The sequence below is a fragment of the Dyadobacter luticola genome, assembly GCF_005860805.1.
Classification (GTDB): domain Bacteria; phylum Bacteroidota; class Bacteroidia; order Cytophagales; family Spirosomataceae; genus Dyadobacter; species Dyadobacter luticola.
This window is the reverse complement of sequence record NZ_VCEJ01000004.1, coordinates 1,691,581-1,718,366: the sequence shown is the minus strand read 5'-3', so window position 1 is coordinate 1,718,366 and position 26,786 is coordinate 1,691,581. Positions and strand designations below refer to the sequence as shown.

The window sequence follows — 26,786 nt, the reverse complement described above, 5'->3', positions numbered from 1 at the left end:
TGATGAAGTTAAATGCCTGTTTTTCAAACCTGCTGGCTTTCGGTTTGATCCTATTTACATTCAGCAACTGCGGAAATTCGGAGCGGAAACTGCCGATTCTGGGTGAGCGCGACTGGACGAAAAAGACGGTCGATGGTAAAGAAGTGGTCGATACGGTTTACAACACCATCCCGCCATTTTCATTTGTTGACCAAAAAGGAGATACCATTACCGAAAAGGTGGTTGAAAACAAAATTTACGTAACCGACTTTTTCTTCACAACCTGCCCGACAATCTGCCCAGTCATGAAGCGGGAAATGATCAAAGTTTATAATGCTTACAAAGGCAATCCGGAGGTAATGATCCTCTCCCACTCTATTGATCCTGAACATGATACGCCGCAAGTACTCAATACTTATGCGAAAGATCTGGGGGTGGAAGGCAATCAGTGGTTGTTTCTGACGGGACAAAAAGAGAAAATTTACGAGATCGGCCAGAACAGTTATATGTCCACTGCAAAAGAGGATAAGACGGCCGACGGCGGTTACATTCACAGCGGTGCATTTATATTGGTTGACAAGGACAAACACGTGAGAGGAATGTACGATGGCACAACCGACGAAGGCACACAGAAACTCATCGCTGACATCGAAACTTTGCTGAGTGAGTACAAAAAATAATCCGCGTCAAAGCATTTTTTACACGAAGATGCTGGCCTCCTTTTTCATTTTCATGACTTCCTGCCAAAGTGCGCAGGAGCTGAAAAGCGAGCAGTATTTTGTGGAGGGTTATCAACTGTACACCACCCACTGCTCCAATTGCCACCAGGCCGACGGCAAAGGGATGTCCAATCTTTATCCGCCGATCAACGGCTCGGCCGCATTAGCGGACAAAGCGTTTCTCGCCTGCATTATTCAAAATGGTATGACGGATAAAATCAAAGTCGGCGGGCGGGATTTCAACAGGCCGATGCCACCCAACAAGAAGCTGACGGATATCGAAATCGCGGAGATCGTCAGCTTTGTGACGATGAAATGGAAGAAAGACAGCACTTTTACAGACATTGAAACGGTGCAGGCTGCCTTGAAGAACTGCAAAGTATATTAGGGGCCGGTAAACTTATAAATACCGGTCGCTTTCCTAAATTTGATGCGGGTGAAATCCTGCTCCGCATCCATCCCGATCGCATTGGTTATCTCCGAGGTACGCGTGTTTCTTACAGCCAACGGTTTCTCAGTAAATACTTTACGTGTTCGGGGACTCCAATTTAATTCAGAGGTAGTTAGCGTTTCCTGTGTTTCAGATTTCACCACCCGTACATTACCTTTCACAATATAAACATCCGCATTCTGATCATACCGCCCGGAGTCTGAACGAAGGCGCGTTACCACCGTGCCCAGCGAATCGTAGAAGCTAATGTTGATGGTATCGGGAAAAACCTTGGTTTCGTTCTGGTAGCGAAACGAGCGCGGGGTTTTCATCCAAACTTTAATGTTTCCCTGCTCGCTATATTTAATCTCTACATTATTGACGATCTCAATCGGGCCTGTATAAACTGCTCCTTCTTTCGTCTTTTTCCCTTCGCAAGCCACAAAAAGTACGGCCAGCAGTACCATACAAAAAGGAGATAAAAATTTATCTCCTCTGGTAAAAACCGTCATGACCGTTTTGATCAGCATGAGAACATTAATCGATTTTTTGTTTTTGAAACCATCTTTCCAGAAGCGTGATACCCAGCACCACGCGGCCATACCTTTCGCGGATTACGCCGGATCCCACATTGCCACGTTGCCCGGCCACCATTGCAAGTGAAAGGAAGTTTTGGTAACCGCGACCCATAGGAAACGTAAAACCGAGACTAACATTGGTATCATTCACTTCATTTCTGTTGATCATATAAGGCGTTTTTCCGGTACTAAATCCTACACGGTAGCGAACCAGATTGAAGTAATTCAGAGAAGTAAATCTTGGCAAATATTCGGCGCCGAAATGAAACCGGCCCACATCCTGCAAATTATCAGTCGTATTGGTAAAGCTTCTGTATTTCGACCAGGACTGGTGGCTGTAATCGGCAGAAATGACCAGCTTGAAAGGCCACTCCAAACTTGCACCCACCTGGTATTGCTCCGGAACTGTAAGTGATCCCGACAAATTATTCTGGATCGTATCAGGTGCGATCACATTGAATGAATTTTGGCTTAGCTCAAAAGTCGTAGTCTGCGCACCATTAAGGGAATTTCTAAAACTATAAGCTCCACCCAGGTTCAGATTCAGTTTATTAGCTTTCCGCAACGGAATTCTACCTGCAATACCAGCCCGAAAACCGATATCATTATAAGTAGTCCTGTCATTTACGCTGACCAGATACTCAGCGGTGGTTGCATCTAATTTAATGGGTGCTTTAACGCCATAAATATCAAATGTGTAAGAACCAGAAGGAAAATCACTGGCAGAAAGCGGCAGCGTCACCTCGGAAGCTCGGCGCACGTTACCGAAGAAGTAGCTGGTTTCCAGACCAATACTCAAATATTTGGAAATCTGGAAAGAGTTGGTGATAGAGGCTTTGTTGATTCCACCTTTGCCGGTTGTAAAATAATAAGCGGGTGAAGGAGTACCCGGCACATTCCGCGTGGAAGTATTCTCGTAATCAACGAAGCTGTAAGGCTTTAAATTAACCCCGATTGCCCATCTTGGCGAAACCGGGAAAGATAATGACACGTAACCCAGATTACCGCCGGCATTACGCTGATTTTCATTACCACTTACAATTTGTTTGTATTGACCGATCAGACCGATATCCAATGTGGTAAACCGGTTGCGGACCCAAAGTGCGGGGTTTAGATTATTAACCTGAAAACCACTGCCGTAGCTTACCCCCGACTGCCCCATTCCAGTATTATCAGAATATGACTCGCCGTAGAACTCGCCCATACCCAGCGATGAATAAGGTGAATTGCCCAACCCCTGCGCATTTACATTCGTCGCAAACTTCGTCCAACTCCAGACCAGTGTAATTGCAAGTGTAAGAATTAAGTTTCTACTGTAAAGAGACATTATATGTTAAAATTCTGTTCAATCCTATTAAAACCAGCTCTGGCACCGCAAAGATGGGTGGTTTCAGGCTACTTTCAAAAAAAGCTGCATCGCCACCGCATAATACTACGCGCATTCCGGGTGATTTGTGACGGTATCTTTCAATAATTCCCTGCATTTCTGCAAGTACCCCATTCATGACGCCGCTTTGCATGGCCTGAAACGTACTTTTTCCGATAAAGGCGGGATCTTTTTCCGGCTCAACAAGCGGGAGCCTTTTAGTGAACGAATGCATCGCATTGAATCGCATCCTCACGCCGGGCGAAATTATGCCGCCCTGAAATGTGGCAGTCCGGTCGATAAGATCATAGGTGATGCACGTACCCATATCGATCACGATCAGATCCTCGTCCGGAAAAAGCAGATTGGCACCCGCACATGCGGCGACGCGATCGGCACCTAAAGTGGCTGGGGTATCGTATTTTTTGGAGATCGGGATGGGCGTTTCAGGGTTCAGTTCCAATATATTTAGGTCGAGCCCGAGTGCCTGCCGGAATTCCTCGCCGGTGCGGCTGACGGAAGAAAAAAGAACGTTTTGGGGAATGTCAGAAACGATGGCCGCGATCAGCTCATCGAATCTGAGACCTGTCGTATAGCGTATAAGAGTTCCTTTTTCGAACCAACCGATTTTAGAGAAAGTATTGCCTGAATCGACTACAACATTCATAGTAAATGCAAAAATCTTACATTATTTGGAAATAAAAATGAATTTTTTTACCTTCGCCTATCTAAGTCCAGTATCGACTTATAAATCCAAAATCCATTTCGCGATAACTTCCCATCCCAACGTTATCGGGTTTTAAAAAATCTTGCCGATTTATTGTCGTACTTCTTGTGTCAAATTTCAAACACAGACTTCTACAAACAATATATTACCATAATAAATGACCATCACCGACTTCGGGACACAACATCCTGATTTTGTATCCGACTACTTTCAAAACATCTTGTCAAAACGGTAGAGTTTCGCTTTACCTTCTCTTTTCTGTATGCCTACAATTGATGAATTAAACCTTAAGCTTCTATCGGAGCTTAAAGAGATAGCAGGGACGCTTGGAATTCCGGATTACGCCAAACTCCCTAAAAAAGAATTAGTTAACCGAATCCTGTCCCAGCAGGAAACTTCCGCAGCCGCGCCTGTGGCATCTTCCGCGGAAGTTTCGACCGACGAGCTGGATGAGCCCAAGAAGAGACGGGCAAGAAGGCCTTTAGAGGCTACACCGGTATCTGTGAAGCAGAACAATAACCGGCCGGCAAAAAATAAAAAAGATAACCAGGCACCTGCCACCCCTTTCAGTCCTTTATTTGACGCTCCTGCCAAAACTGAAAGCCCGAAACGTGACAGTGAATTCCTCAAAAATCTGGGAATCAACGAAGAACACGATTCGGACAATGATACATTGAATGACCTGGGCCGTGAAGAAGTAACCGCCGCTCCCGAAGCTGCACCCGCTGAACCGGTTTCTGAAACTACTGAGGAAAAGCCGGTTACGCAGGTTTCCGACCAGAATGTTGCGCCAAGAGAGGAAAGACCATTCAAGCAACAGCAACAAAATGGTGAAAATACCGAGCGTCAGCCGCAGCAACAGCAGCCACGCGAAGATCCTTCCACAAAAATCAAACGCAACTATAATAACTACGTTAGAGAATTTGACGGTCTGATCGTCAATGAAGGTGTACTGGAAATTATGCAGGACGGCGGATATGGATTCCTTCGTTCGGCAGATTATAACTACCTCGCCAGCCCTGATGATATATATGTGTCGCCGTCGCAGATCAAATTGTTCGGTCTGAAAACCGGGGATACCGTAAAAGGCCAGATACGTCCGCCGAAAGAAGGTGAAAAATATTTTGCACTGCTTCGCGTGGAAACGGTGAATGGTAAAACAACCGAAGAAATCAGGGACCGTATTCCTTTTGAATACCTTACTCCGCTTTTCCCGGACGAATGTCTCAGATTAAGCTCCCGCCCGGATCAATATTCAACACGTATTCTCGACCTTTTTGCCCCGATTGGTAAAGGTCAGCGCGGAATGATCGTGGCGCAGCCAAAAACAGGTAAAACTGTTTTGCTAAAAGAAATCGCCAATGCGATCACCCGCAACCACCCGGAAGTTTTCTTGCTGATCTTATTGATCGATGAACGTCCGGAAGAGGTGACGGATATGCAGCGCAGCGTGCGTGCAGAAGTGATTGCTTCGACATTCGATGAGCAGGCCGACCGTCACGTGAAAGTAGCCAGCATTGTTTTGGAAAAAGCCAAAAGAATGGTGGAATGTGGTCACGATGTAGTGATTTTGCTTGACTCGATCACCCGTCTGGCGCGTGCGTATAATACGGTGGTGCCATCTTCCGGTAAAATCCTTTCCGGTGGTGTGGATGCCAATGCTTTGCACAAACCAAAAAGATTCTTTGGTGCTGCACGTAATGTGGAGCACGGCGGATCATTGACGATCATCGCCACGGCCCTGATCGATACCGGCTCTAAAATGGATGAGGTTATTTTTGAAGAATTCAAAGGTACCGGTAACATGGAGCTTCAACTGGACCGCAAGCTTTCTAACAAGCGTGTATTCCCGGCCATCGACGTGATGGCTTCCGGTACCCGCCGCGAGGATTTGCTGCTTGATAAAGAAACACTTAAGAAAGTCTGGATCCTCCGCAAGCACATGTCCGACATGAATGCGATGGAATCGATGGACTTCCTGCTGGAACATATGAAAGGCACCCGGAACAACGAAGAGTTCCTGATTTCTATGAACCGATAAATAAAAAAGAGCCTGGGTCACACTCAGGCTCTTTTAACTTTCATCCAGGCTGCTATCTTGCAGCTTCCCTCCCCGATCAGCTTCTTTTTGACGAATACCTTAAGTTTTTGAAAACAGAAAACAAGGGATTAATATGTTCAATGTCAAGGCGCTCTGGTGGACTTTATTATCTGTCTGGATTCTGGGCTCAACTTACTGGCACGTCTGCAAAATCCAGAAGCTTTGCGACCAGCTGCATAATTCCACGCTTTTTTTGACCGAAGTAGTACCCGATTCCGGCCCAGCTCCGGATCTTTCACTCATTACGACGTATCAACCCACAGTTCGCGAGCTCTGGCAATATGCGATTATGTTTGCAGGCGTCATCATTTTGGGCTTTTTTACCGGCAGAAGCTACGAAGGCCGGAAAACCCGGGAGCTCAAATACCGGCTGAACAGGATCAATCATGAACTGAAATATTACCAGACAAAATCATGAGCCTGCCCGATCTGTTTTCCAACTCCGAAAGCCTGCCGGTCGCAATATCGCAAATAGCGCTGCTGCTTTGCCTGGCAGGTGCTGCCGGGTGGTTTTTTGCAAGAATAATTATAAAAAGAAAAATCAACCATCTTCGCGAGCTCATCGAGGAGAGAAAATCTGAGCTCGAAGAATTTAGAAATATAAACCACACGCCCATCGACCAATTTTTAGCAACCAACGCATCCAAAACCGTGTACCCGACAACAAGCCCCGACCACGCGCCGAACGATCTGAAACTGATTGAAGGTATCGGTCCGAAAATCGAAGAATTATTGAATAAAGAAGGTATTCACACCTTCGAGCAGCTCGCCGAAACTTCTGCTATCCGCATTGTCGGTATTTTGAAAAAGGCCGGCCCGAGATTTCAGATCCATGATCCTTCTTCCTGGCCGAGGCAGGCAGCTTTGGCAAAAGATCAAAAATGGGAGGAGCTGGACAAACTGAAATTTCAGCTGCTATCTGGCGTAGCGCAACATTGGTAGTTTCAAAAGCAGAAAACCCGCAGCATGTGCGGGTTTTCCATATTAATAAACTCTAAAAAATCTTAAAGCTTCGTAACGGTACGCTGGATAAACTGCGTCAGATCCGAGCCCGACAACATTCCCTGCGACAGTAAAGCCAGGTCGTAAACCTGTTTTGCCAAAGATTTCTGCTCTTCCTCGCTTTCGGCTTGCAGGATCCGGCCGGTAACCGGGTGGTTCGCATTCAGCGAAACGGTGTACATCAAAGGCATATCGCCAAACATCGAACGTTGTCCGGAAGAAGCCTGCATGTCCGTCATCCGGCGCATGAATTCAGGGAATGTGATCACCACCGGCAGCTCATCCACCGGCATCGCCTCTACCTGCACATTTGCGCCTTTTCCACCTACCACTTCTTCAAAAATCTTCTTCACCTTTTCCTGATCTTCCGAAGAAAGAATGCTGTCCAGCTTCACATCTTTTTCGACCAGTTTGTCCAGTGTATCAGCGTCTACCCGCTTAATGTTCACTTTTTCAAGCTTTTGCTCCAAAGTGTTAATAAAGTGCGAATCGATCACGCTGGTTAGCGCCAGTACATCATAGCTTCTCTTTTTGGCCGACTGAATAAACGCATCCTGCTTCTTCTCATCGGTGGTGTAAAGCCATATCTGCGTATCATTCTTATCTGTCTGGTTTTCTTTTACCAGTTCACGATATTCCTCGAATGTATAGAACTTACCGTCGGTGTTTTTCAGCAAGCAGAAATCTTTCGCTTTTTCATAAAACTTATCATCACTGATGATACCGTATTTTACAAACAAACCGATATCGTCAAACTTCTTCTCAAAACCTTCACGGTCGTTTTTGAAAATCTCTGAAAGTTTGTCGGCTACTTTACGTGTAATATAACCGTTGATTTTCTTCACATTTCCATCCGCCTGCAAGTAGCTTCTAGAAACATTAAGAGGAATATCCGGCGAATCGATCACACCGTGAAGCAGTTGCAGAAAATCAGGCACAATGTCCTTTACCTCGTCGGTAATAAACACTTGGCGGCTGTAAAGCTGGATCTTCTCGCGCTGACCCTGGAAATCATTGCGTAGTTTCGGGAAGTAAAGAACACCCGTCAGGTTGAAAGGATAGTCCACATTCAAATGGATCCAGAAAAGCGGGTCTTCGCTGAAAGGATACAGTTCTTTGTAAAATGCCAGGTAATCTTCGTCCTTTAAATCAGAAGGATTTTTTGTCCAGATCGGGCTTGGGTTGTTGATGACCTTATCTTCAAACTCGATCGCGATCGGCAGGAATTTTCCATATTTTTCAAGGATTCCACGCAGACGATGTTCATCTAAGAACTCTTCGGAATCCGCTGCAATGTGCAGGATAATGTCAGAACCGCGCTCTGCTTTTTCAGCCGGCGACAGTTCAAATTCTGTCGAACCGTCACATTGCCAGCGAACTGCCTCGGCGTCTTCTTTATAAGATTTTGTAATGATCTCCACATTTTCGGCCACCATATAAGCCGAGTAAAAACCAAGACCGAAATGTCCGATAATGCCTTTATCACCTTTTCCGTCCTCTCCTTTGTCTTTGTATTTTTCAACAAATTCGGTAGCGCCGGAGAATGCGATCTGGTTGATATATTTTTTAATCTCGTCGGCCGTCATACCGATACCATTGTCACTGATCGTGATCGTTTTGGCATCTTTATCCAGCTTTACAACGACTTTCAGATCGCCAAGCTCCCCGTTAAATTCTCCATAAGAAGCCAATTTTTTAATTTTCTGAGAGGCATCAACCGCATTGGAAACCAGCTCTCTCAAAAATATTTCGTGGTCCGAGTAAAGGAATTTTTTAATAATCGGAAAGATATTCTCGGTATGTATACTGAGATTTCCTTTTTCCTGAATCACTGACTCCATAGTTATAATGTTTTGGTTTTTATATTTTAGAATTGTTTTCGGTTTTGCAATAGACGGTACAAATATGCGTTCCAAGTAGAATTAGAAGGTTTTTCGCTGACACATTGTCAGTCGGTAAGTAAAATGGCTTCAAATCGGCTGACTGGTAAAACTGAAAAGCTTTTTTCTTAATATTGCGACTAGTAAACTACCCAACTAAATTCATCCACTCATTCGTACGAGAACACCAAATTCTAGACATGACTCTGATTAAAAAACTTTTTACCGTGGTGCTTTTTATGAGCGTCGCATTCGGCTGCACCACAATGAATTCCGTTCCGCTATCCAATTACACTGTTTTTACCGAAGACCTCCGTCGCGATCTCGAAGCTGCCAACATTCCGTTGAATAAAGTGCAGTTTTTCAATGACAAAGGCATCAACATTCGTCGGGAAGTATCTGATCCTAACGACATTAAGGTAAATCCGGAAGGTCAGATCACGATGAGCAACGGAAAAAGCATCCAAACCATCAATGTGCTTCCTTTTACGCCTGGCGTATCGCTCGGTTCCGACAACGGTGTGCTATATGTTTCCTGGGACGACACCCAGCAGGATACCAAAGGCATGAAGTTTAATCTGAGCGGCCAAAACTATTTTCTGGACGTTTTGCCCAATAACAAATTCGAGTACAAAGAGCGCACATTTGATCTGCAGGGCGGACAGGGCGCGAGGTTATTTGTTAAAAAGGATCTTTTGAAGCAAGTAAAAAATCAGAGAGAAACGTTGAAAGGACGGAAAGTCAATCAATAATCGTCTCCGCATAACATTGAAAAGGCCAGGAATTGCTCCTGGCCTTTTTGGCTTTTACGCCGGCACTAACATTAGCAGATATAATTATTTTCCGTCGCCACCGCCCATGACGTCGTTATTGTTGACCGATTTGGTCTTCTTCTTCGGTGCATCAAAGCTCATTTTACCGATCGAATAATTCAATGTGATCTTAAAATTCCGGTTATAAAGCTGTGTCTGAGATGTTTGAACAAACTGTGGCGATGTCAGGTCAGAGGTAAACCGCACACCTTTTGTCAGGAAATTTTCGGCAGCAAAACCAATACTTCCTTTCTTGTTCGGGAAATCCTTTTTGAAACCCAGCGAGTACATATAAAAACCGGTGCGTGTTCCCTGCAACTGGATTTCCTTGCCGCGGTAGAACCCAAAAGCCTGCAATCCCCAACCCTGCTGCAGCGAAATCTGCGACATTAACCGCCCGCCGTAATTAAATCCGGAATTACTTACCGGCACCGAAGTACCTTCCCGGCTCATCGCCTGACCTTCCAGGTATGAGTGCAGAATGTCAATACTTCCGTTCAACGTCCATTTTGGCGTGAGGTAAACATTGGCAAAAACATTCATCCCGTACGCCTGCTGCTTGCCAATGTTCTGGTAAGTTGTCACCACTGCGCCCTGCAAAGTATCCACCGCCATCCTGATCTGAGTGATCGAATTATTGGTCTGCCGCGCAAAAACCGAAGCATTGATATAAGTCTTTTTAATGTTGGTACTTAATGCCAGCTCAAAATTGTCAGTCAGTTCAGGACTTAGCGCCGGGTTACCCGTCGTAATGCTCTGAGGATTAGACAAGTTCACATTCGGATTGAGCTGCTGGATTCCAGGACGCTGGATTCTGCGGTTGTAAGCCGCTTTCACGGTAGTACTGCCAGATAATGCTTTCGAAACGTTGATGCTAGGCACCAGGTTGCCGTAATTTGGGATCGAAATTTTGCCCTGCTCGCCCAGATCTGCCGTAATTCCGGTGAACTCGTACCGCGTACCGGCTTTGATCGTGTATTTATTTTTGGTGGTCAAAGAGTAGGAAACATAACCTGCGGCCACATTCTGGTTGTAATTCAGCGAGCCGGAAGGATTGGTCGTGCTCAATGTAAAATCGCCGGATTCGGTGGCAGTCAGGTATTTATAGTCACTGTTAACCGTCCTGAAAATACCTTTCGCGCCGAATTCCAGCATCTGATTTTTTGCGATGGGCGTCTGATAATCAGTTTGTAATGTAAATTCAGAGTTATAATTCTGGTTTTCGTTTTTCAACTTTCCGCTCACTGCGCCGGACTGGCTTAGCAGATCGGTATTGAAATTATTGGTCAAACCCGTGCGGCTGTATAATGTTGAAATGCTCCACTCCTGCTGCGGCTTGAATGTGCGGATGTAATCAATGTTAAAGTCAACCGTACCCGACAAATCTTTGCGATCCACTTTGCGTTGCGAGGTAGCAGACAGCACGTCGTTTTCAAACTGGTTAATGGTCAAATTTTGCTTCTGGATGAAATTTCTGGTACCATATCTCAACCCGGCAGACAATGCCTGATTTTTTCCAAGATCATAATCCCAGCCCAGCGAATATTGACCAAACAATCCCCTATCCTTTGCATTCGAACTTTGATTTGTCAGGAAAGAACCGCCTTCCGAGAAAGTGGTCTGGTTTAATACAGAAGTTGCTTTGTTATAAAATGCCCGTCCGAAACCGCCGAGTGTAAAACCCATTTTTCCTTTGCGGTAACTTCCGTTCAGGCCCAGATTGGTGCCGCGGTTACCTACACCTGAATCAATGTTCAGAGTCAGTCCCTGCAGGTTATTTTTCTTAGTCACAATGTTGATGATACCACCGGAACCTTCGGCATCATATTTCGCAGAAGGTGAAGTGATTACCTCCACAGTTTTGATCATATCTGCCGGAATCTGCTTCAAAGCGTCCGCCACATTGCTTGCAATGATCGTGGAAGGTTTGTTATTGATCAAAACCCGAATGTTGGAACTGCCTCGCAGCGAAACATTTCCATCCAGGTCCACAGATAGCATCGGTACTTTCCGCAACAAATCCGCCGCGTCGCCACCTTTGGAAGTAATGTCTTTCTCGGCATTAAAAACCAGCCTATCCACTTTTTCCTCCACCAAAGATTTCTCTCCAGTAATGGTCACTTCCTGCAAATTCTGCACGCTGGAAGCCAGCTGCACAGAACCGAGGTCGATATCTTTCCCTTTTTCAACCTGGATGTTATTAATTGTCTTGTCTTTGAAACCAATAAACGAAATCAGCAGCTTATAGGAACCCGGCGCCACCTTGGTGATCGCGAACTTGCCGGTTTCATCGGCGGTGGTTCCATCGACAGCCTTGTTATCAGCGACATTGAATAATGCAATACTGGCAAATTCGACACCTTTCGCAGCGGCTGAATCCAGTACAATTCCGGAAATTTTGGAATTACCTTTTGGTGCCGTTTCAAGATTCGGCGACGCAGCGGTTGCCGGAGCCTGGGCAAATGAATCTAGCGTCAAAACGCAAAAAAACGATGCGACAAGAATTTTTTTAAAGAATGAGTGAGATAGCTTTTTCACAGAACACGGTTTTTATAGAAAAGGGGCAGCAATTGAATAAATCCTATTTACTTCAATAACCTATGCAAAGAAAACCGATAAAACTTATCTCTATAATGATAATAGATGGGCGACGGTTTTTCACCGTCGAAAAGCCACTTTTACTCCTACAAAGCTCGCCGACCGGCAGTGATTTTGCGTTCCGGGATTTGAGAAATCCGGCTGGTATAGTTTTGGTAAAGTGGGTTGTTACAACAATATTGTTGCAGTTAATTGCTGATTTGTGGCGTACTTTGGCACACATTAAGGCACTCAACCAGTTCACTCCGGGCATTACAAACCTCTTCTATTCATGAATGAAGTTCAGATAGATTTCAGTAAGGTACATCATATCAAATTGTGGGGAATTACCATTATGGAGCCGTCTACGGTTCTTACCAGTCTGATGATGACCGTCGTGTGCATATACGCGTTTGTTCATCTCAACAAGCTGGCCCGCGCGCACAGAATGTACATGCAAATCAAGTATTTCTTTCTCTTTATGGCGATTGCGACAGCCATCGGCGGCGTACTGGGTCATGGATTTTTGTACGAAACCGGCCAGCGTGGCAAGATTCCCGGCTGGTTCGCGAGTATGATCGCAGTAGCATTATTTGAGCGTGCCGCCATCTGGCACATCAAGCCGCTTTTGAAAGAGAAACATGGAAATTTTCTCGGCTGGCTCAATTACCTGGAATTGACTATCTTCTTTGTACTGACATTCATCACATTAAATTTCGTAGTTGTCGAAATCCACGCGTTTTACGGTTTATTCTTAATGCTGTTCCTGATCGAGATTTATGTTTATAAAAAGAAAAAGGATCCCGGTAGTAAGAACATTTTCATCGCCACATTTCTGGGCGGTTTGGCAGCCGGTTTCCATGCTTTGAAATTCAGTTTCGGGCCATGGTTTAACTACAATGATATCAGCCACATTCCGATGGCCTTATCCATCTGGTACTACTACCAAGGTGCGCGGCACATGACCTATTATGGGGAGGAAACGATTGTCCCTGAGGAGATTATCGCGGAAGAAAAATAAAATACAGTCATAAAAAAGAGCCGGGCTCCTATAATTGGAAGCCCGGCTCTTTTAGTTTTTCAACAAAATTATTTGTTCGGCTGTGGCGTGTAACGCAGGTAAGGTTTTACAATGTTCAGGCCTTTTGTAAATTTCTTTTCGGCATCTTCGGTACTCACTGCAGGTACCACAATCACGTCCTCACCATCTTGCCAGTCGGCAGGAGTTGCTACGGAATAGTTGGCAGTCAATTGCAGTGAATCTACCACGCGGAGAATTTCATTGAAGTTACGGCCGGTCGATGCAGGGTAAGTCAATGTCAGCTTTACTTTCTTGTCCGGACCAATGATAAACACCGAGCGCACTGTCGCTTTTTCGCTGGCATTCGGGTGAAGCATATCATATAACAAAGCCACTTTGCGGTTTTCGTCGGCGATGATCGGGAAGTTTACCTCCGTTTTGCTCAATTCATTGATATCAGGAATCCAGCGGTTGTGCGAATCCAGATCGTCCACACTGATCGCCAGAACTTTCACATTGCGTTTTTCAAACTCACCTTGCAGCAAAGCAGTTTTACCAAGCTCGGTAGTACATACAGGTGTAAAGTCAGACGGGTGAGAAAAAAGCAGTCCCCAGCTATCGCCGAGCCACTCATGAAATTTGATGGGTCCTTGTGTGGTGTTTGCCTCGAAATCAGGGGCAATATCTCCAAGTCGAAGTGACATAATTATTGTGATTTAAGATGAACACTAATCTACTAATGTTATAGAGTTTAACACAAAAATAGGCAAATAGTTTCATTTAAGGGCAATTTCTGAGTGAATTATATATTCAAGAAAAAACAGGATTATTCAATTCTGCACTCTTGAAAATATTGGTATCAAGGCTTTTTAACCTCATTTTAAGTCGCCTTTAATTGCGTTTTAATTGCATGTTAGCTCCTTTGAAATAAGATTTGAAGAGCGGCCAAACCCGTTTTTTAAATTGGAGAGCGCACCGTTAGAAACGTCAATACCTGACTGCATGAAAGCTTCCAGCAAATCTTTTGATGAACGTGCGGTGCTTCATGAATTAAAGCGCTATCTGCCCTCGCAGGCGCCTCTGAAAGATTACATTTTCCAAAATCCGCTGCAAGCATTTCAAAATCTGCCTTTTGAGGAAGGCCTCCGGCAAGCCTCGGCGCTTTTTGGTTACCGCACATTACTCCCGCTGGAAGCATACCGGCATTTTTATAATGAGCGAAAAATTGCTTCCGACATTCTGGAAAAAGTTTTGCTCGAAAAAAAAGGCGCCGCGCTAGCCTCTCAGTGGCGCGATAAGATCCTGCTCAAAAAATACGATCAGCAATCGGAGCCGAGAATTGGCCAGCTGAGAAGTTATTGGAAACAAAATTATAAGGTCAACCTGGATCATCTTATCCATCCGCGCCTCTTCCGTATCCTTGCAAGTTACCTCGACCAGGGCATTTCCAGCTGGCAATTTCCTGTTGACGAAGATGGTTTTTTGGCTTCGATCAGAGCATTGGAAAGTGATAGCTTTTCCAGTTTTTTCAAAACGCGCCGTGCTAAAAATCTGCTGCTGCACACCGATTGCGACCTTTCGGAACTGCTGGAATTGCTCGTCGGCGAGGAATCACTTTACGCCAGGTACCTCTTTGATCAGCAGTTTGCGCATCGGGGATGGTCAGGGATGGTCTCTGTACTCGAAAATTATGCGGGAACATTACAGCGTCCCCGAAAAATATCCCTTTCCGATCTCATCGCTTTTGAGCTGCTGCTTGAAATTGACGCGCTGGATCATCATTTGGGTGAAGAATGGCCTTCCCTGGCCGCCCGGATTGTTGCAAGACCTACCCCACTTTTTGCCCCGGTACCGGATGCCGAGCTGACAGACGTGCTCTTAATCTGGCACGAAGCATTTGAGTGGACCTACTACGACCGCGTACTGGCTTCGCTGAAAAATCAGAAAAACGAAAGCATTGAGCCGCAGACGAAGAGTTTCCAGGCGCTTTTTTGTATCGATAACCGTGAATGTTCGCTGCGAAGGCATTTAGAAGAACTCGATCCTGGCTGTGAAACATTCGGTACGCCCGGACATTTCGGCATTGAATTTTATTTTCAACCCGAAGGCTTGAATACTTTTGAAAAGGTCTGTCCGCCGCAAGCTTCGCCTGCGCATTTAGTCAGGGAAGTTGGGTTTGGGGTGAAAAAAAAGAAAGATCTGCATTTCAGCAAGCATACCAATTTGCTGATGACCGGCCTGCTTGCCTCGAAAACATTGGGTTATTGGTCTGCATTAAAAATGACGGCGCAAATGCTCAAACCTGCCGCGATACCTTCCGCCACTTCCTCTTTTCGTTACATGGAGCGGCTTTCCCGGCTGACTATTGACAACAACAACCCGGAGGACCGCGAGGCAAATCTGCAAATAGGCTTCACGCATCTGGAAATGGCTGATCGGGTAGAGAATTTGCTGAGAAGTATTGGTCTAGTCCATGATTTTGCGCCAATCATATATGTTGTCGGCCACGGTTCCAGCAGCACGAATAATACGCATTTCGCTGCTTTCGATTGCGCAGCATGCGCCGGAAGGCCCGGTTCTGTAAATGCCCGGGTGTTCGCTTTTATGTCCAATCATCCTGCCGTCCGCACGATCTTACATGCCCGCGGCATTACGATCCCGGCGCAATCGCAGTTTGTCGGAGCATTGCATGATACCACCCGCGATGAAATCTGCTTTTACGACGAGCAGTCACTTTCCTCTGAGAATCAGGAAGATCATCTTAAAAACGAAAAAATATTCCAGAAAGCTCTCGGCCATAATGCCAAGGAAAGATCGCGACGGTTTGATTCCATATCCGCAACACTTTCCATTGAACAAGTCCGGAAGAAAATGCGGCAGCGCTCGGTTTCCCTATTCGAACCGCTTGCCGAGCTCGGCCACGCCAATAATGCACTCTGCGTGATCGGCCGGAGAACATTGACCAAAAATCTTTTCCTCGACCGCCGCGCATTTCTGAATTCTTACGATTACCGGACAGATCCGGGCGGCAGGTATCTGTCGGATGTCTTAAAAATCGCTGTATCGCTTTGTAGTGGGATAAATTTGGATTATTTCTTCTCTCGGGTCGACAATGAAAAAATTGGTTCAGGTAGTAAAATTTCGCATGATTTATCGGGATTGCTCCATATTGGAGGGCAAATAAACCGGGATCTCCGCACGGGATTACCTGGCCAAATGACTGAAAGCCACGATCCGATAAGATTACTTTTTGTCGTGGAACATTCCCCGCCGGTGATCCTGGATGCGATTAAAAAGTCGGACATGTTACACGAAATATTTGTGAACAATGGGGTAAAACTGGCGTCCATCCACCCGGTGACCCGCGATCTGAAAATATTCAAATCAGGCGATTTTATTTCCTATCAGTCGGATCACGAAGCTTCCGGCAGCGCCGTCGATTGGACCACAATGTTTGAGCCGCAGGAAACTACACACATTTATACAACACATTAAAGTATTGACAGTGAGTGATATAATGATAACATCGGCTCCATTTCATATCGATTTTATTTTTGATAAAATCGCGGCAGCATACATGTTCGTCGGGGTTTTTTTAATGTTGGTTATTGCCATTTATAGTCGGCCTTACTGGCATAAAGAAAAAGGTTACAAACGCTTCATCAACAACATTTTTTGCATTTACATAGGCTATAACCTGGCGGCGATTTCGGGAAATGTCGTGACGCTGGCAGTGGGGCTGCTTTTCACGAGCATTCCCGCGGTCTTATTGATTTTATTTTACCAAAACCGGTATTTGTTGGTAAAAAGTATCGTGGGGATCCTCCTGCTCAATGTGGGCGTGCTCCTCCTGCTCCGCACCTCTCACCTTTGGGAGCAGCGGTTATTTGAGCGGATCTTGATTGGTCTTTCTGGAATGTTGGTTGCCATCATCGCAAACTGGTTTGCGCGGATACAATCCTCTGCGAACCGGCAAATTATGTACGCTTCCACTGCGCAGATGGGGTTAATGTTTGTGGAAGTAGCAGCTGGCTGGCATGTCATGGCACTTTTCCACCTTACCGGAAATTCGTTTTTGAGGACCTATCAGCTACTGATTTCCCCATCGACAGTTGCCTACCGGTCCCGCGAGCGATCTTATAATGCGACGCAAAAAGGCAGCGCCAAAGGAATATTGCCAAAAAAGTTACTTAACAGCATTTTTATCCTGACCATTAAATAACCTAGTCGCCCGCGACGAAGATCTTCATAATTATAGTTAACCTGTTCGTTTAAGTTGCCGAAACCACTTCATGTTTAAAATGAGGTGGTTTTTTGTTTAATTTGAACTAACGGGTATGCTTTTGTTTTAACCATGGATAAAGATGATAAAATGTCCTTGAAACTCCCCGTATACCTCGATTACAATGCGACGACGCCCGTGGACCCGCGGGTTTTGGAGGAGATGCTGCCTTATTTTTCACTAAAATTTGGGAACGCGGCTAGCCGGACGCATGCTTTTGGCTGGGAGGCGGAGGAAGCGACGGACATTGCGCGGGAGCAGATTGCCGCATTAATCGGAGCACACCCGCATGAAATTGTTTTTACGTCGGGTGCCACCGAGGCTGTCAACCTGGCGATTAAAGGTATTATTGAAAATTTTTCCGGCGCAAAAAAGCACATTATCACTGTAGCAACCGAGCATAAGGCGGTTTTGGATACCTGCAAGGCACTTGAAAAAAACGGACATCCGGTAACCTATTTGCCCGTAAATACCGACGGCTCCATCGACCTGAATGTGCTGGAAAATGCCATTACAAGCAACACAGCATTGATTTCCGTCATGTATGCCAACAATGAAACGGGTTATGTCATGCCGATCCGGGAGATTTCTGATATTGCAAAAAAGCATCATATACTTTTGATGACCGATGCCTCGCAGGCGGTTGGAAAAATTCCAGTGAATGTTCAGCTCGATGGTATTGATCTGATGACATTCAGCGCGCACAAGTTGTACGGACCAAAAGGTGTCGGTGCGCTTTATGTCAGGAAAAAAAATCCGTCGGTATCCTTAATTGCGCAGATCGACGGTGGTGGGCATGAGCGGAATATGCGCAGCGGAACATTGAATGTGCCCGGTATCGTGGGATTTGGAAAAGCCTGCGAAATTTGTCAGAATGAAATGTTGTCCGAAGGAAAAAGGCTGGCTAATCTGCGCGATATGTTTGAAAGCAAGCTCCTGGCTTTGAATGATATACACATAAATGCCGCGGAAAATAATCACAGATTGCCTCATGCTACCAACCTGTCATTTCAAGGCATCGACGGAGAAAAAATGATTTTTGAAACCAGCAGCGACCTCGCTTTTTCACGAAGTTCAGCCTGTACTTCTGCCACATTGGAACCAAGTTACGTTTTGAAAGCGATGGGTCTGGCGGATGAGCTAATTCACAACACTTTTCGTTTTAGTTTCGGCAGGTTTTCGACGGAAAGCGAAGTAGAGCACGCCGCGGAGGTCATTTCCAATATTGTAAAGCAGCACCGACATGAAAGAAATTTCGGACATCATCCGATCGTATGAGCTGGCAGTAAAATCGGACAAAAAAATGGCGCTGGCCACCGTCGTGCACGTCGAAGGCTCCTCGTACCGGCGGCCGGGGGCGCGCATGCTGGTGACGGACGACGGTCAGCTGACAGGCGCGATCAGCGGCGGCTGCCTCGAAGGCGATGCTCTGCGCAAGGCCCTTCTCGCTATTTCCCAGCAAAAAAATAAGCTGGTAACCTACGATACCACCGACGAAAATGACACCACATTGGGCGTCCAGCTCGGCTGCAACGGAATTGTCCACATTCTCTTTGAACCGATTCATACGCAGCAGGAAAACAACCCGATCGAGCTATTAAAAAAGGTTTTGGTTAAAAGGCAAAATGCGGTACTCGTAACATTGTTTTCACTGAATTCGCGCACAGCAGCACAGCCGGGAACCTGCTTCTTACATTTGGAAAAAGACAATGTAAATGTTCATAATGAGGAGTTTAGAGATAATTATGAAGAAATTATAACTGAGGTCAAAAAGGCTTACGCTGCTACCGACTCATTTTTCAAAACATTTACCCAAAATCTGACAGGCTTCATCGAATACCTAAGCATCCCTCCTGCCCTGGTGATCGCCGGAGCGGGAAATGACATTATTCCCCTGGTCGAAATGGCGGACATTCTGGGTTGGGAAACGACCGTGGTCGATGGCCGGGTGGCGCATGCAACACGCCAGCGTTTTCCAAAAGCGACGAAAGTTTTAGTCTCAAAAGCAGAAAATGTGCTTGACGACATTCAGCCCGACGAGCGGACGTTTTTTCTGCTCATGACGCACAACTACAATTACGATCTGTCGCTGCTGAAACATTTGATCCAGCTTGATACCTGGCAATATACAGGTGCGCTCGGCCCTAAAAAGAAGCTGGAGAGAATGTTTGCCGAACTGGAAAATGAAGGGGTCAAGATCACAGATTCACACCGGTCGAAAATTTACGGGCCTGTGGGACTGGACATTGGCGCAGAAACTTCTGAGGAAATTGCATTGTCGGTACTCGCAGAAATCAAGGCGGTTTTGAGTAGTAAAAAAGGTCTTTCCCTGCGAGACCGGGCCGAGCCGATCCATAACCGGAAAAATCAGCTTGTAGACTACGCCAAATCGGAGAAAGAAGATTTTCTTTGCGCCGTATCGAATGTTATCCCTGAAAATGAGGCAGTCTAACTCCTACGGCATCATTATCCTCGCCGCCGGCAGTTCCTCCCGCCTCGGCCAGCCCAAGCAACTCCTGGAATATCAGGGCAAAACATTGATCCGCCATGTTACCGAAGCTGCTCTGGCAACTGTCTCAAATGTGGTGGTAGTGACTGGTTTCAACCCGCAAATGATTGAAAATGAGTTAGCTGACTTGCACTGTCATTTTACCGAAAATCCACATTGGGAGGAGGGCATGGCATCTTCCATTAAATCCGGCCTTACGAAATTACAGCGACTTTCTCCGGACGTCGAGGGCGTCATCATTGCAGTGAGCGACCAGCCTTTTGTGACGGAAACACTTTTTCAATTATTGATCAGCCAGGCTGAAAATGCTGATGCCGGTATTATTGCTTCTTCTTACGCCGACACATTCGGCACGCCGGTTTTATTTACAAAAAAATATTTTGACGCACTTCTGGAATTGAGCGGCGCGGAAGGCGCTAAGAAACTGCTGGTTAAGTTCGCAAATGATGCGGCAGCTATCCCTTTTCCTGAGGGTAAAATTGATATCGATACCCAGGAAGACTACGACCAACTGTTAAAAAATCAGAAATAATTTCGCGGCTGTTTGTTTTGATCCAACAAGTCTATATGTTTGCAGTGTACTATTTAACTAGAACACTAAACCTCGTGCATCATGGTTCAACTTGACCAGGTATCTTTTGGGTACAGCAAGCATAAAAAACTCTTTGAAAACCTCACATTACACCTCGAAGCCGGGCACATTTACGGACTATTAGGGAAAAACGGTGCTGGAAAATCCAGCTTGCTGCGAAACATTGTGGGGCTGCTTTATCCGCTTGACGGTCGCATCCGGGTTGCCGAACGTGAGCCAGCGAAGCGTGAGCCAGCATTTTTGCAGGATGTATTTTTCATTCCTGAGGAAATTTATCTTCCTTCTGTGACCATTGAGCAGTACCTGAAAATGCTGGCGCCATTTTATCCGAAATTCGATGAACAGCAGTTCAGATGGGACATTGCCGAGCTGGACATTCCACAAAAAAACAAGCTCACAGGTATGTCTTTCGGGCAAAAGAAAAAATTCCTGATCGCATTTGCGCTCGCAACCAACACCAAAGTCCTGATCATGGACGAACCGACAAATGGTCTCGACATTCCCTCTAAAAGTCAGTTCAGGCGGCTGGTTTCCAAAGCATTGGACAAAGAAAGACTGATACTGATCTCCACCCACCAGGTCCGCGACCTCGACAACCTGATTGACGCCATCATTATCCTGGAAGACAGTAAGATACTGTTGCAACACAATCTCGACGTCGTAACCGAGCGGCTGTGTTTTGGCACATTGAACAATGTTGAATTCGACAGCCGCGTGCTTTATTCTGAACCTTCTCTACGCGGTTATAAAGCCGTTTTTGAAAATTCGGAGCAGGAAGAAAGCCGCGTCGATCTTGAACAATTATTCAATGCCGTCATGGAAAACCCGGCGCGCATCCAGAAAATATTCAGCTATTAGCCATGATCATTAAATCGCTATGAACCAGACATTTAACATTCACCGATTCACGCTAAGCCTGCAACTCGAACTGGCTGAGAAAGGGAAAACCTATTTCTTCACGGCGCTTCTTCTGCTGTCGTTACTGGGTATGCTCATGCTGCCGCTTGCATTTTCAAAGGAGTATAGCAACATGAAAGAGCTCGCGCAGATTTTGGCACTCTTTATGATCATACTTTTTGGCAGCAGCCTGTATTCGATCAGCGCTTTTTCACAATATGGGGATTCGTCCACGGGCATCGCGGCCATCATGGTACCGGCTTCGCGGACTGAAAAATTTCTTTCGGCACTGGTACTCAATCTCATTTTTGTGATCCCTTTCGCCTTCGCTTACTGGAAGCTGCATTATTGGTCAGTGGAGTATGCAAATGCGCACATTCCGGCCAACGCGCACAAATACAACGCATTACCAGAGCCTGTCATCAGGTATGCACTTCAATATTATTTCATGATCCACGCTTTTGTTTTTCTTGGTTCGCTCTATTTTACAAAAGCATCTTACCTGAAAACCGCGGCGACATTTATTGCCAGTTTCCTGTTCATCGCTCTTTTGCACCTAGGGATCGGGAATTTGCTCACCGGCTTTCCATCCAAACTGGTCAGCTTTCCGATCACCGGCTGGGATATCTGGTTCTGGCCTGATGGTACTGCTGCTGGTCCAAAATCCACACAATTTTATCAGGTTAAACTGCCTGAAACTGTGCATACATTCATTCAGATTTTCCCGGCGATCATTGTTTTTGCCTTGTGGTCGGCAACTTATTTCCGGCTGCGGGAGAAAGAGATTTAAAAGAATTATTATGGAATTCAAAGATAAACAGGCGATTTACCTGCAAATAGCAGACTACATCTGCGAGCAGATTTTACTCAATAAATGGCCTCCCGGAGAGCGCATCCCGTCTGTTCGCGACCTGGCAGCAACATTGGAAGTGAATCCAAATACGGTGATGCGGACTTATGATTTTCTACAAAACAAAGAGATCATTTTCAATAAAAGAGGGATCGGCTATTATGGGGACGAAAGTGCTCATGAAAAAATCATGGGCTACCGCAAAGAGCGCTTCCTCGAAGCCGAGCTGCCGGATGTCTTTCGCACGCTTTATCTGCTGAATATCAGCGTGGAAGAGTTTAATGCCAGGTATATCAAATTCATTTCAGAGACATTTCCTGTAACCACATAAATATTGGAATTATGAAACTTAGTAATCTCATCCTGACCGGACTATATTCCGTAGTACTTCTCGTCACGGTTGGCTCGAACTTGATTTTAAAAGCTGAGTACGATAAACTGGACAAAACCGACGCGCTCGTCAGTTATCGAAAAGAAGTTTTACCACCTTTTCACTATGTCAAACTGGGTGGAAACACATTTGGTGTGACCCAGATTCAACCTGGTAAAAGCCACGAGCTCAGGGTGATAGCCGATCCAAAATTGATGAGATGGAAGGTGATTGGCGATACGTTGAAAATTACCTATCAGCGGGATTGGGCAGTGAATGACAGGCGGAAAGAATGGGAACTGGGCGCCACCCCTACTTTCTATGTAATTGCACCGGAGATATTGGGAATCAGCAACGATGACGCGATTATCAAAGTAAACGGCTGGAAAAGCAAAGCCATGAAAATTACCCAGCACGACGGGGCGGTCCAATTTTCTGACAATCACATTGAGAATTTGCATCTTGATTTTACTTCCGATGTGGTAGGAAAAATGGATCCGAATAACACATTTGAAAAAGCTGATTTTAAGGTTGGACCGAAAAGCTCGTTACACGTAGAAAAGAATATTTTCGGCTCCTACGAAATGAATGTGGACAGCTCGGCGCATGTGAGCCTGCCAGGAACGATGCTAAAAAGCCCCGGCTTATGACCGAGGCTTCATCTTTAAAAGTTTTGGCCCTGCGGCCTACTTGATACCCAGCATCAGACTAGTGCTGCCGCCAGCGTTGGTGGTAGGAAGGATACCGTTCCACTTGGCAACCCACTCTTGCTGGATCAGCAGCGGAGTTAATGTTTTCTGGCGCAGCTGGTTAGCTTCTGCTTCCGCCCTGGCTTTGATCAATGTTGCCTTGGCCTGACCTTCCGCGCGGGTGATGATTACCTTCGCCTCTGCCTCAGCTTGTTTTGCCATATTCTCGGCTTTTAACCTTGCCTGGATCGAAGTATTTTTCTCATCGATCATTTGGCGTAAGGATGGCGGCGGCGTAATAGCGGAAGTCAGTTGGTCGTATACAAAACCATCGCGACCCAAAGTTTTGGTAAGTACATTCTGGACACGGTCTTCGAAAACTTCCCTATTTGACATCACACTATCAGATGTAAATGAGTTGGCGACAATGCGGTAGGCGTCGTAAATTGTGTTTTTCATAAATCCCTGCTGAATTTCGCCGAGCGGTCTTCTGTATTGACGATATATCTGAGGGACTTTCTCCGGGCTGATGTGGTAATTTAGTTTTGGGTCGACTTTGAATTCAGCCGCATCTTTTGTAGTGATCACAAATGGCTCGTAATCAACACTTTGCGTGTACGTCGGAAATTCAATGATCTTGGTCGTCCAAGTGTTGTACCAAACCCGGCCGGTTACCAATGTAATGTTATCTACACCTTTGTCACTTCCGTATAGATTGATTTTGATACCGACATTTCCGGCGTCAATGTTTTCGTAAGTGAAAGGTTGCGCAGTAAGGGCGATGATGAGAATGATAAAAGCAACAATTCCAGTAATAATGTTTCTTCTCATAGTTTAGATTTTATTTGGTCCAAAAGATTAGTTAAGTCGGTAGTAATAAAATAAAGTGCAGCTCCCACAATCGCCAATCCGCTAAAAACAAGCAGATCTGACTGCGCATTGATCAGTTTCAGGGAGTAAGTTATCGCGACGATAACCAGGATGATTTTCAGGATATGTGCCATGTTTTCTGTGTTTTTAGTAAAAGTAGACTTTCACTATTAGCGGACTCCAAGATTTTATTGAAAGGTCGCTTTGAAACACAGAACGCGAAAAAGTGAGGTCAAAAAAAATGCGCATCGGTTATCCGACGCGCATTTTTTGAAAAATTTAAACTAAATTATAATGTTAGAAGACTAGCCGCAGCATCGTCAACAAACCAATGCAGCTCGCCACTTTCGGGCTGAATAATCTGTGATGGATAGAGATCCAGGTTCGTTTCACCTTCCAGAACGTCTTTCAAAACCTTCGCTTTATTTTCTCCAACCGCCATAAATGCCACGCAAGCCGCTTTATTCACAACCGGCGCAGTCAATGTGATACGGTACATATCCTGAATGGTCAACCAGAAAGAAGTTACCCATTTTTCTTTTTCGTGAACGACCGCGAAGCCTGGGAACAATGACAATGTATGTCCGTCGTCACCCATACCATTCAATACAAAATCAAAGGTAGTTTCTGATTCGCCAAAGTAGCTTTTCAAAATCGCTTCATATTCCGCTGCGGATTCTTCCGGCGAAATGTCGGTACGCATGATATGAATGTGCTCCGGTTTGGCAGGAACCTTACTTAGCAGCTCTTCAAAGCACATTTTCGCATTGTTGCGCGAATCCTCGTAAGGTACATACCGCTCGTCCCCCCAGAAGAAATGCACTTTTTCCCAGTCGATCGATTCTTTCAAAGGCGATTTTACCAGTTCAGCAAACAGAATCTTAGGCGTATTTCCGCCGGAGAGCACAAATGTAAACCGATCTTGTTTTGCCAGAACTTCCTGAATATACTCTGCAATCCAGACCGCCAGCTTCGCGCTCATCTGGTGCGCATCCTTCTCAATGTGTAGTTCCATCATTTAAAGCGCTGGTGGTAAATTGATCCAGGTATGTCCGTCGCGGGCCAGCAATGCGTCTGCTGCATCGGGTCCCCACGAGTCCGGCGCATAATTCGGGAAATTCTGCGGAGGCCTGCTTTCCCAGGTTTCCAGGATCGGTGTGATCACTTTCCAGGCTGCATCCACCTGATCGTTACGCATGAAAAGTGTCGCATTTCCTTCCATCACATCCAGCAGCAAAGTCTCGTATGCTTCTGGCGCATGGTCGCCGGCCACTTCATCATAATCAAAAGTCATCTTCACAGGATCGAGCTCCATTGTCTGCCCCGGACGTTTCGCCTGGAAGCTGATGCTAATATCCATACTCGGCTGAATACTGATAGTCAATAAGTTAGACCGCCAGGATTCTGCTGATTCAGACGGAAACGCATAGTGTGGCGCCGGCTTGAATTGCAATGTAATATGGGTCGCTTTCTGGTTCAGGTATTTTCCGGTACGTACGTAAATCGGAACGCCCTGCCACCGCCAGTTATCGATATAGAATTTTACAGCAGCAAATGTATCGATGTTCGATTGTGGATCTACGCCTTCTTCCTCGCGGTAACCTACTACCTTCTCCCCTTTTTTCCAGCCGCCAGAATATTGACCACGCACGGCGTAGTCGCGTACCTGGTCTTTTGAAATACGACGGATCGCATTCAAAACGTCCACTTTTTTGTTACGAATCTCGTTGGCGTCAAACGAAACCGGCGGCTCCATCGCGATCATACAGAGAATTTGCAGAATGTGGTTTTGAACCATATCCCGCAATGCACCCGCATGCTCGAAATATCCTCCGCGACCTTCCAGGCCTACACTTTCAGCAGCGGTGATCTGAATGTGATCGATGTAGTTGCGATTCCAGAGCGGCTCAAAAAGTGCATTTGCAAAGCGCAATGCAAGAATATTCTGTACTGTTTCTTTTCCAAGATAATGATCGATCCTGAAAATCTGCTCTTCCGCAAACATGCTCGAAAGCAACATATTCAGGTCGTGTGCACTTTCCAGGTCATGACCAAATGGTTTCTCAACCACAATCCGGGTGGTGCCTTTTTCTGCGCAAAGCTTCAATGCTCCCAGTTTCGTCGCGATCGACGGTACCAGCTGCGGCGCTACTGCGAGGTAAAAAATGACATTGGGATGTACGCCGAACTCGTCTTCTTTTTGTTTGACGAGATCGGTGATTTTATGGTAAGCCGAAGCATCGTCACCATCCATTTGCAGATAGGAAACATGCTGGCTGAATTCTGTCCAGTGACCGTTTTGCTTGCCCTTACGACGGGAAAATTTGGTAACACCGTCCAGCAAATGCTCATGAAAAGCTTCGTCTGAATAAGGACTTCTCCCGATGCCTGCTATCGCAAACTTATCGGGCATCCAGTTATCCAAAAATAAATTATAAAGCGCAGGGGTTAACTTTCTGTAATTCAGGTCCCCGCTGCCTCCGAAGATAAAAATCACAGAGGCTGGTGGACGTTTATTGGTTTGCATAAATTTCT

The 26,786-nt window shown here is 45.7% G+C and carries 26 protein-coding genes; 16 read left to right on the top strand and 10 right to left on the bottom strand.

What is annotated here, in order from left to right; translation table 11 throughout:
* Nucleotides 1-2 precede the first annotated feature (2 nt).
* Together FEN17_RS17840 and FEN17_RS17835 are read left to right on the top strand one after the other, a co-directional pair.
* Entirely contained in the window at nt 3-659 is a 657-nt protein-coding gene (locus FEN17_RS17840; protein ID WP_138366987.1) for an SCO family protein, read from the top strand.
* Nucleotides 643-1,086, top strand: coding sequence for a c-type cytochrome (locus FEN17_RS17835; protein WP_229208868.1), 444 nt, complete (start codon nt 643-645; stop codon nt 1,084-1,086). Before FEN17_RS17840 ends, FEN17_RS17835 begins: the two co-directional genes overlap by 17 nt.
* Here FEN17_RS17835 and lptC read toward each other — a convergent pair.
* The 3 genes from lptC to FEN17_RS17820 are packed head-to-tail and all read right to left on the bottom strand — an operon-like array spanning nt 1,083 to nt 3,739.
* On the bottom strand, nt 1,083-1,658 hold the full coding sequence (gene lptC, locus FEN17_RS17830) for an LPS export ABC transporter periplasmic protein LptC (RefSeq protein ID WP_229208867.1): 576 nt from the start codon (nt 1,656-1,658) through the stop codon (nt 1,083-1,085). The genes FEN17_RS17835 and lptC overlap by 4 nt on opposite strands.
* A gap of 7 nt (nt 1,659-1,665) precedes the next feature.
* On the bottom strand, nt 1,666-3,033 hold the full coding sequence (bamG, locus tag FEN17_RS17825) for a BamG family beta-barrel-assembly machinery protein (protein ID WP_229208866.1): 1,368 nt from the start codon (nt 3,031-3,033) through the stop codon (nt 1,666-1,668).
* Nucleotides 3,017-3,739 (bottom strand): type III pantothenate kinase, encoded by a 723-nt coding sequence (locus FEN17_RS17820; protein WP_138366667.1) that lies wholly within the window; start codon nt 3,737-3,739, stop codon nt 3,017-3,019. The genes bamG and FEN17_RS17820 overlap by 17 nt, the downstream gene beginning before the upstream one ends.
* 322 nt (nt 3,740-4,061) lie before the next feature.
* Here FEN17_RS17820 and rho point away from each other — a divergent pair, with 322 nt between their 5' ends.
* The 3 genes from rho to FEN17_RS17805 all read left to right on the top strand — a co-directional run bounded on the left by rho (nt 4,062) and on the right by FEN17_RS17805 (nt 6,842).
* On the top strand, nt 4,062-5,840 hold the full coding sequence (gene rho / locus FEN17_RS17815) for a transcription termination factor Rho (RefSeq protein WP_138366666.1): 1,779 nt from the start codon (nt 4,062-4,064) through the stop codon (nt 5,838-5,840).
* Between the two features lie 133 nt (nt 5,841-5,973).
* Nucleotides 5,974-6,318, top strand: a complete 345-nt coding sequence (locus tag FEN17_RS17810; RefSeq protein ID WP_138366665.1) for a hypothetical protein — start codon at nt 5,974-5,976, stop codon at nt 6,316-6,318.
* Nucleotides 6,315-6,842 (top strand): helix-hairpin-helix domain-containing protein, encoded by a 528-nt coding sequence (locus FEN17_RS17805; RefSeq protein WP_138366664.1) that lies wholly within the window; start codon nt 6,315-6,317, stop codon nt 6,840-6,842. The genes FEN17_RS17810 and FEN17_RS17805 overlap by 4 nt, the downstream gene beginning before the upstream one ends.
* A gap of 62 nt (nt 6,843-6,904) precedes the next feature.
* On the opposite strand, the gene htpG is transcribed toward FEN17_RS17805, so the two are convergent.
* Nucleotides 6,905-8,743 (bottom strand): molecular chaperone HtpG, encoded by a 1,839-nt coding sequence (htpG, locus tag FEN17_RS17800; protein ID WP_138366663.1) that lies wholly within the window; start codon nt 8,741-8,743, stop codon nt 6,905-6,907.
* A gap of 239 nt (nt 8,744-8,982) precedes the next feature.
* On the opposite strand from htpG, the gene FEN17_RS17795 reads away from it, so the two are divergent.
* Entirely contained in the window at nt 8,983-9,534 is a 552-nt protein-coding gene (locus FEN17_RS17795) for a hypothetical protein (RefSeq protein ID WP_138366662.1), read from the top strand.
* Between the two features lie 84 nt (nt 9,535-9,618).
* Here FEN17_RS17795 and FEN17_RS17790 read toward each other — a convergent pair whose 3' ends face one another.
* Entirely contained in the window at nt 9,619-12,072 is a 2,454-nt protein-coding gene (locus FEN17_RS17790; protein WP_229208865.1) for a TonB-dependent receptor, read from the bottom strand.
* Between the two features lie 391 nt (nt 12,073-12,463).
* On the opposite strand from FEN17_RS17790, the gene FEN17_RS17785 reads away from it, so the two are divergent.
* On the top strand, nt 12,464-13,192 hold the full coding sequence (locus FEN17_RS17785) for a DUF6962 family protein (protein WP_138366661.1): 729 nt from the start codon (nt 12,464-12,466) through the stop codon (nt 13,190-13,192).
* 68 nt (nt 13,193-13,260) lie between these two features.
* Here the strand turns inward: FEN17_RS17785 and FEN17_RS17780 are convergent, their stop codons facing one another.
* Complete coding sequence (locus FEN17_RS17780; protein WP_138366660.1) at nt 13,261-13,896, bottom strand: peroxiredoxin; 636 nt, start codon at nt 13,894-13,896, stop codon at nt 13,261-13,263.
* A gap of 298 nt (nt 13,897-14,194) precedes the next feature.
* Here FEN17_RS17780 and FEN17_RS17775 point away from each other — a divergent pair, with 298 nt between their 5' ends.
* The 9 genes from FEN17_RS17775 (at nt 14,195) to FEN17_RS17735 (ending at nt 23,342) form a co-directional block, all read left to right on the top strand.
* The gene (locus FEN17_RS17775) at nt 14,195-16,687 is read left to right on the top strand and encodes a YbcC family protein (RefSeq protein WP_138366659.1); all 2,493 of its coding nucleotides are present in this window, start codon (nt 14,195-14,197) and stop codon (nt 16,685-16,687) included.
* Between the two features lie 10 nt (nt 16,688-16,697).
* Nucleotides 16,698-17,414 carry a proton-conducting transporter transmembrane domain-containing protein gene (locus tag FEN17_RS17770; RefSeq protein ID WP_205748165.1) on the top strand — a complete coding sequence of 239 codons (717 nt, stop codon included), beginning with the start codon at nt 16,698-16,700 and terminating at the stop codon, nt 17,412-17,414.
* Between the two features lie 132 nt (nt 17,415-17,546).
* Nucleotides 17,547-18,752, top strand: coding sequence for a cysteine desulfurase family protein (locus tag FEN17_RS17765; protein ID WP_229208864.1), 1,206 nt, complete (start codon nt 17,547-17,549; stop codon nt 18,750-18,752).
* Nucleotides 18,718-19,926: an XdhC family protein gene (locus FEN17_RS17760; protein WP_138366657.1), complete on the top strand. Its 1,209-nt coding sequence runs from the start codon at nt 18,718-18,720 to the stop codon at nt 19,924-19,926. The genes FEN17_RS17765 and FEN17_RS17760 overlap by 35 nt, the downstream gene beginning before the upstream one ends.
* A complete protein-coding gene (locus FEN17_RS17755) occupies nt 19,913-20,515 on the top strand; it encodes a nucleotidyltransferase family protein (RefSeq protein ID WP_138366656.1) in 603 nt (200 codons plus the stop codon). The genes FEN17_RS17760 and FEN17_RS17755 overlap by 14 nt, the downstream gene beginning before the upstream one ends.
* Nucleotides 20,516-20,596: 81 nt before the next feature.
* Entirely contained in the window at nt 20,597-21,433 is an 837-nt protein-coding gene (locus FEN17_RS17750) for an ABC transporter ATP-binding protein (protein WP_138366655.1), read from the top strand.
* A 19-nt stretch (nt 21,434-21,452) separates the two neighbouring features.
* A complete protein-coding gene (locus FEN17_RS17745; protein ID WP_138366654.1) occupies nt 21,453-22,262 on the top strand; it encodes a hypothetical protein in 810 nt (269 codons plus the stop codon).
* Nucleotides 22,263-22,272: 10 nt separating this feature from the next.
* Nucleotides 22,273-22,653, top strand: coding sequence for a GntR family transcriptional regulator (locus FEN17_RS17740; RefSeq protein WP_138366653.1), 381 nt, complete (start codon nt 22,273-22,275; stop codon nt 22,651-22,653).
* Between the two features lie 11 nt (nt 22,654-22,664).
* Complete coding sequence (locus FEN17_RS17735; RefSeq protein ID WP_138366652.1) at nt 22,665-23,342, top strand: hypothetical protein; 678 nt, start codon at nt 22,665-22,667, stop codon at nt 23,340-23,342.
* A gap of 36 nt (nt 23,343-23,378) precedes the next feature.
* Here FEN17_RS17735 and FEN17_RS17730 read toward each other — a convergent pair whose 3' ends face one another.
* From FEN17_RS17730 to zwf, 4 genes are all read right to left on the bottom strand, one after another.
* Nucleotides 23,379-24,212: an SPFH domain-containing protein gene (locus FEN17_RS17730; RefSeq protein WP_138366651.1), complete on the bottom strand. Its 834-nt coding sequence runs from the start codon at nt 24,210-24,212 to the stop codon at nt 23,379-23,381.
* Nucleotides 24,209-24,385: a hypothetical protein gene (locus FEN17_RS27310; protein ID WP_171037940.1), complete on the bottom strand. Its 177-nt coding sequence runs from the start codon at nt 24,383-24,385 to the stop codon at nt 24,209-24,211. The genes FEN17_RS17730 and FEN17_RS27310 overlap by 4 nt, the downstream gene beginning before the upstream one ends.
* Nucleotides 24,386-24,540: 155 nt before the next feature.
* Nucleotides 24,541-25,269 carry a 6-phosphogluconolactonase gene (gene pgl, locus FEN17_RS17725; protein WP_310589766.1) on the bottom strand — a complete coding sequence of 243 codons (729 nt, stop codon included), beginning with the start codon at nt 25,267-25,269 and terminating at the stop codon, nt 24,541-24,543.
* The gene (zwf, locus tag FEN17_RS17720; protein ID WP_138366650.1) at nt 25,270-26,778 is read right to left on the bottom strand and encodes a glucose-6-phosphate dehydrogenase; all 1,509 of its coding nucleotides are present in this window, start codon (nt 26,776-26,778) and stop codon (nt 25,270-25,272) included. It abuts the gene before it with no gap.
* Nucleotides 26,779-26,786: the final 8 nt, after the last annotated feature.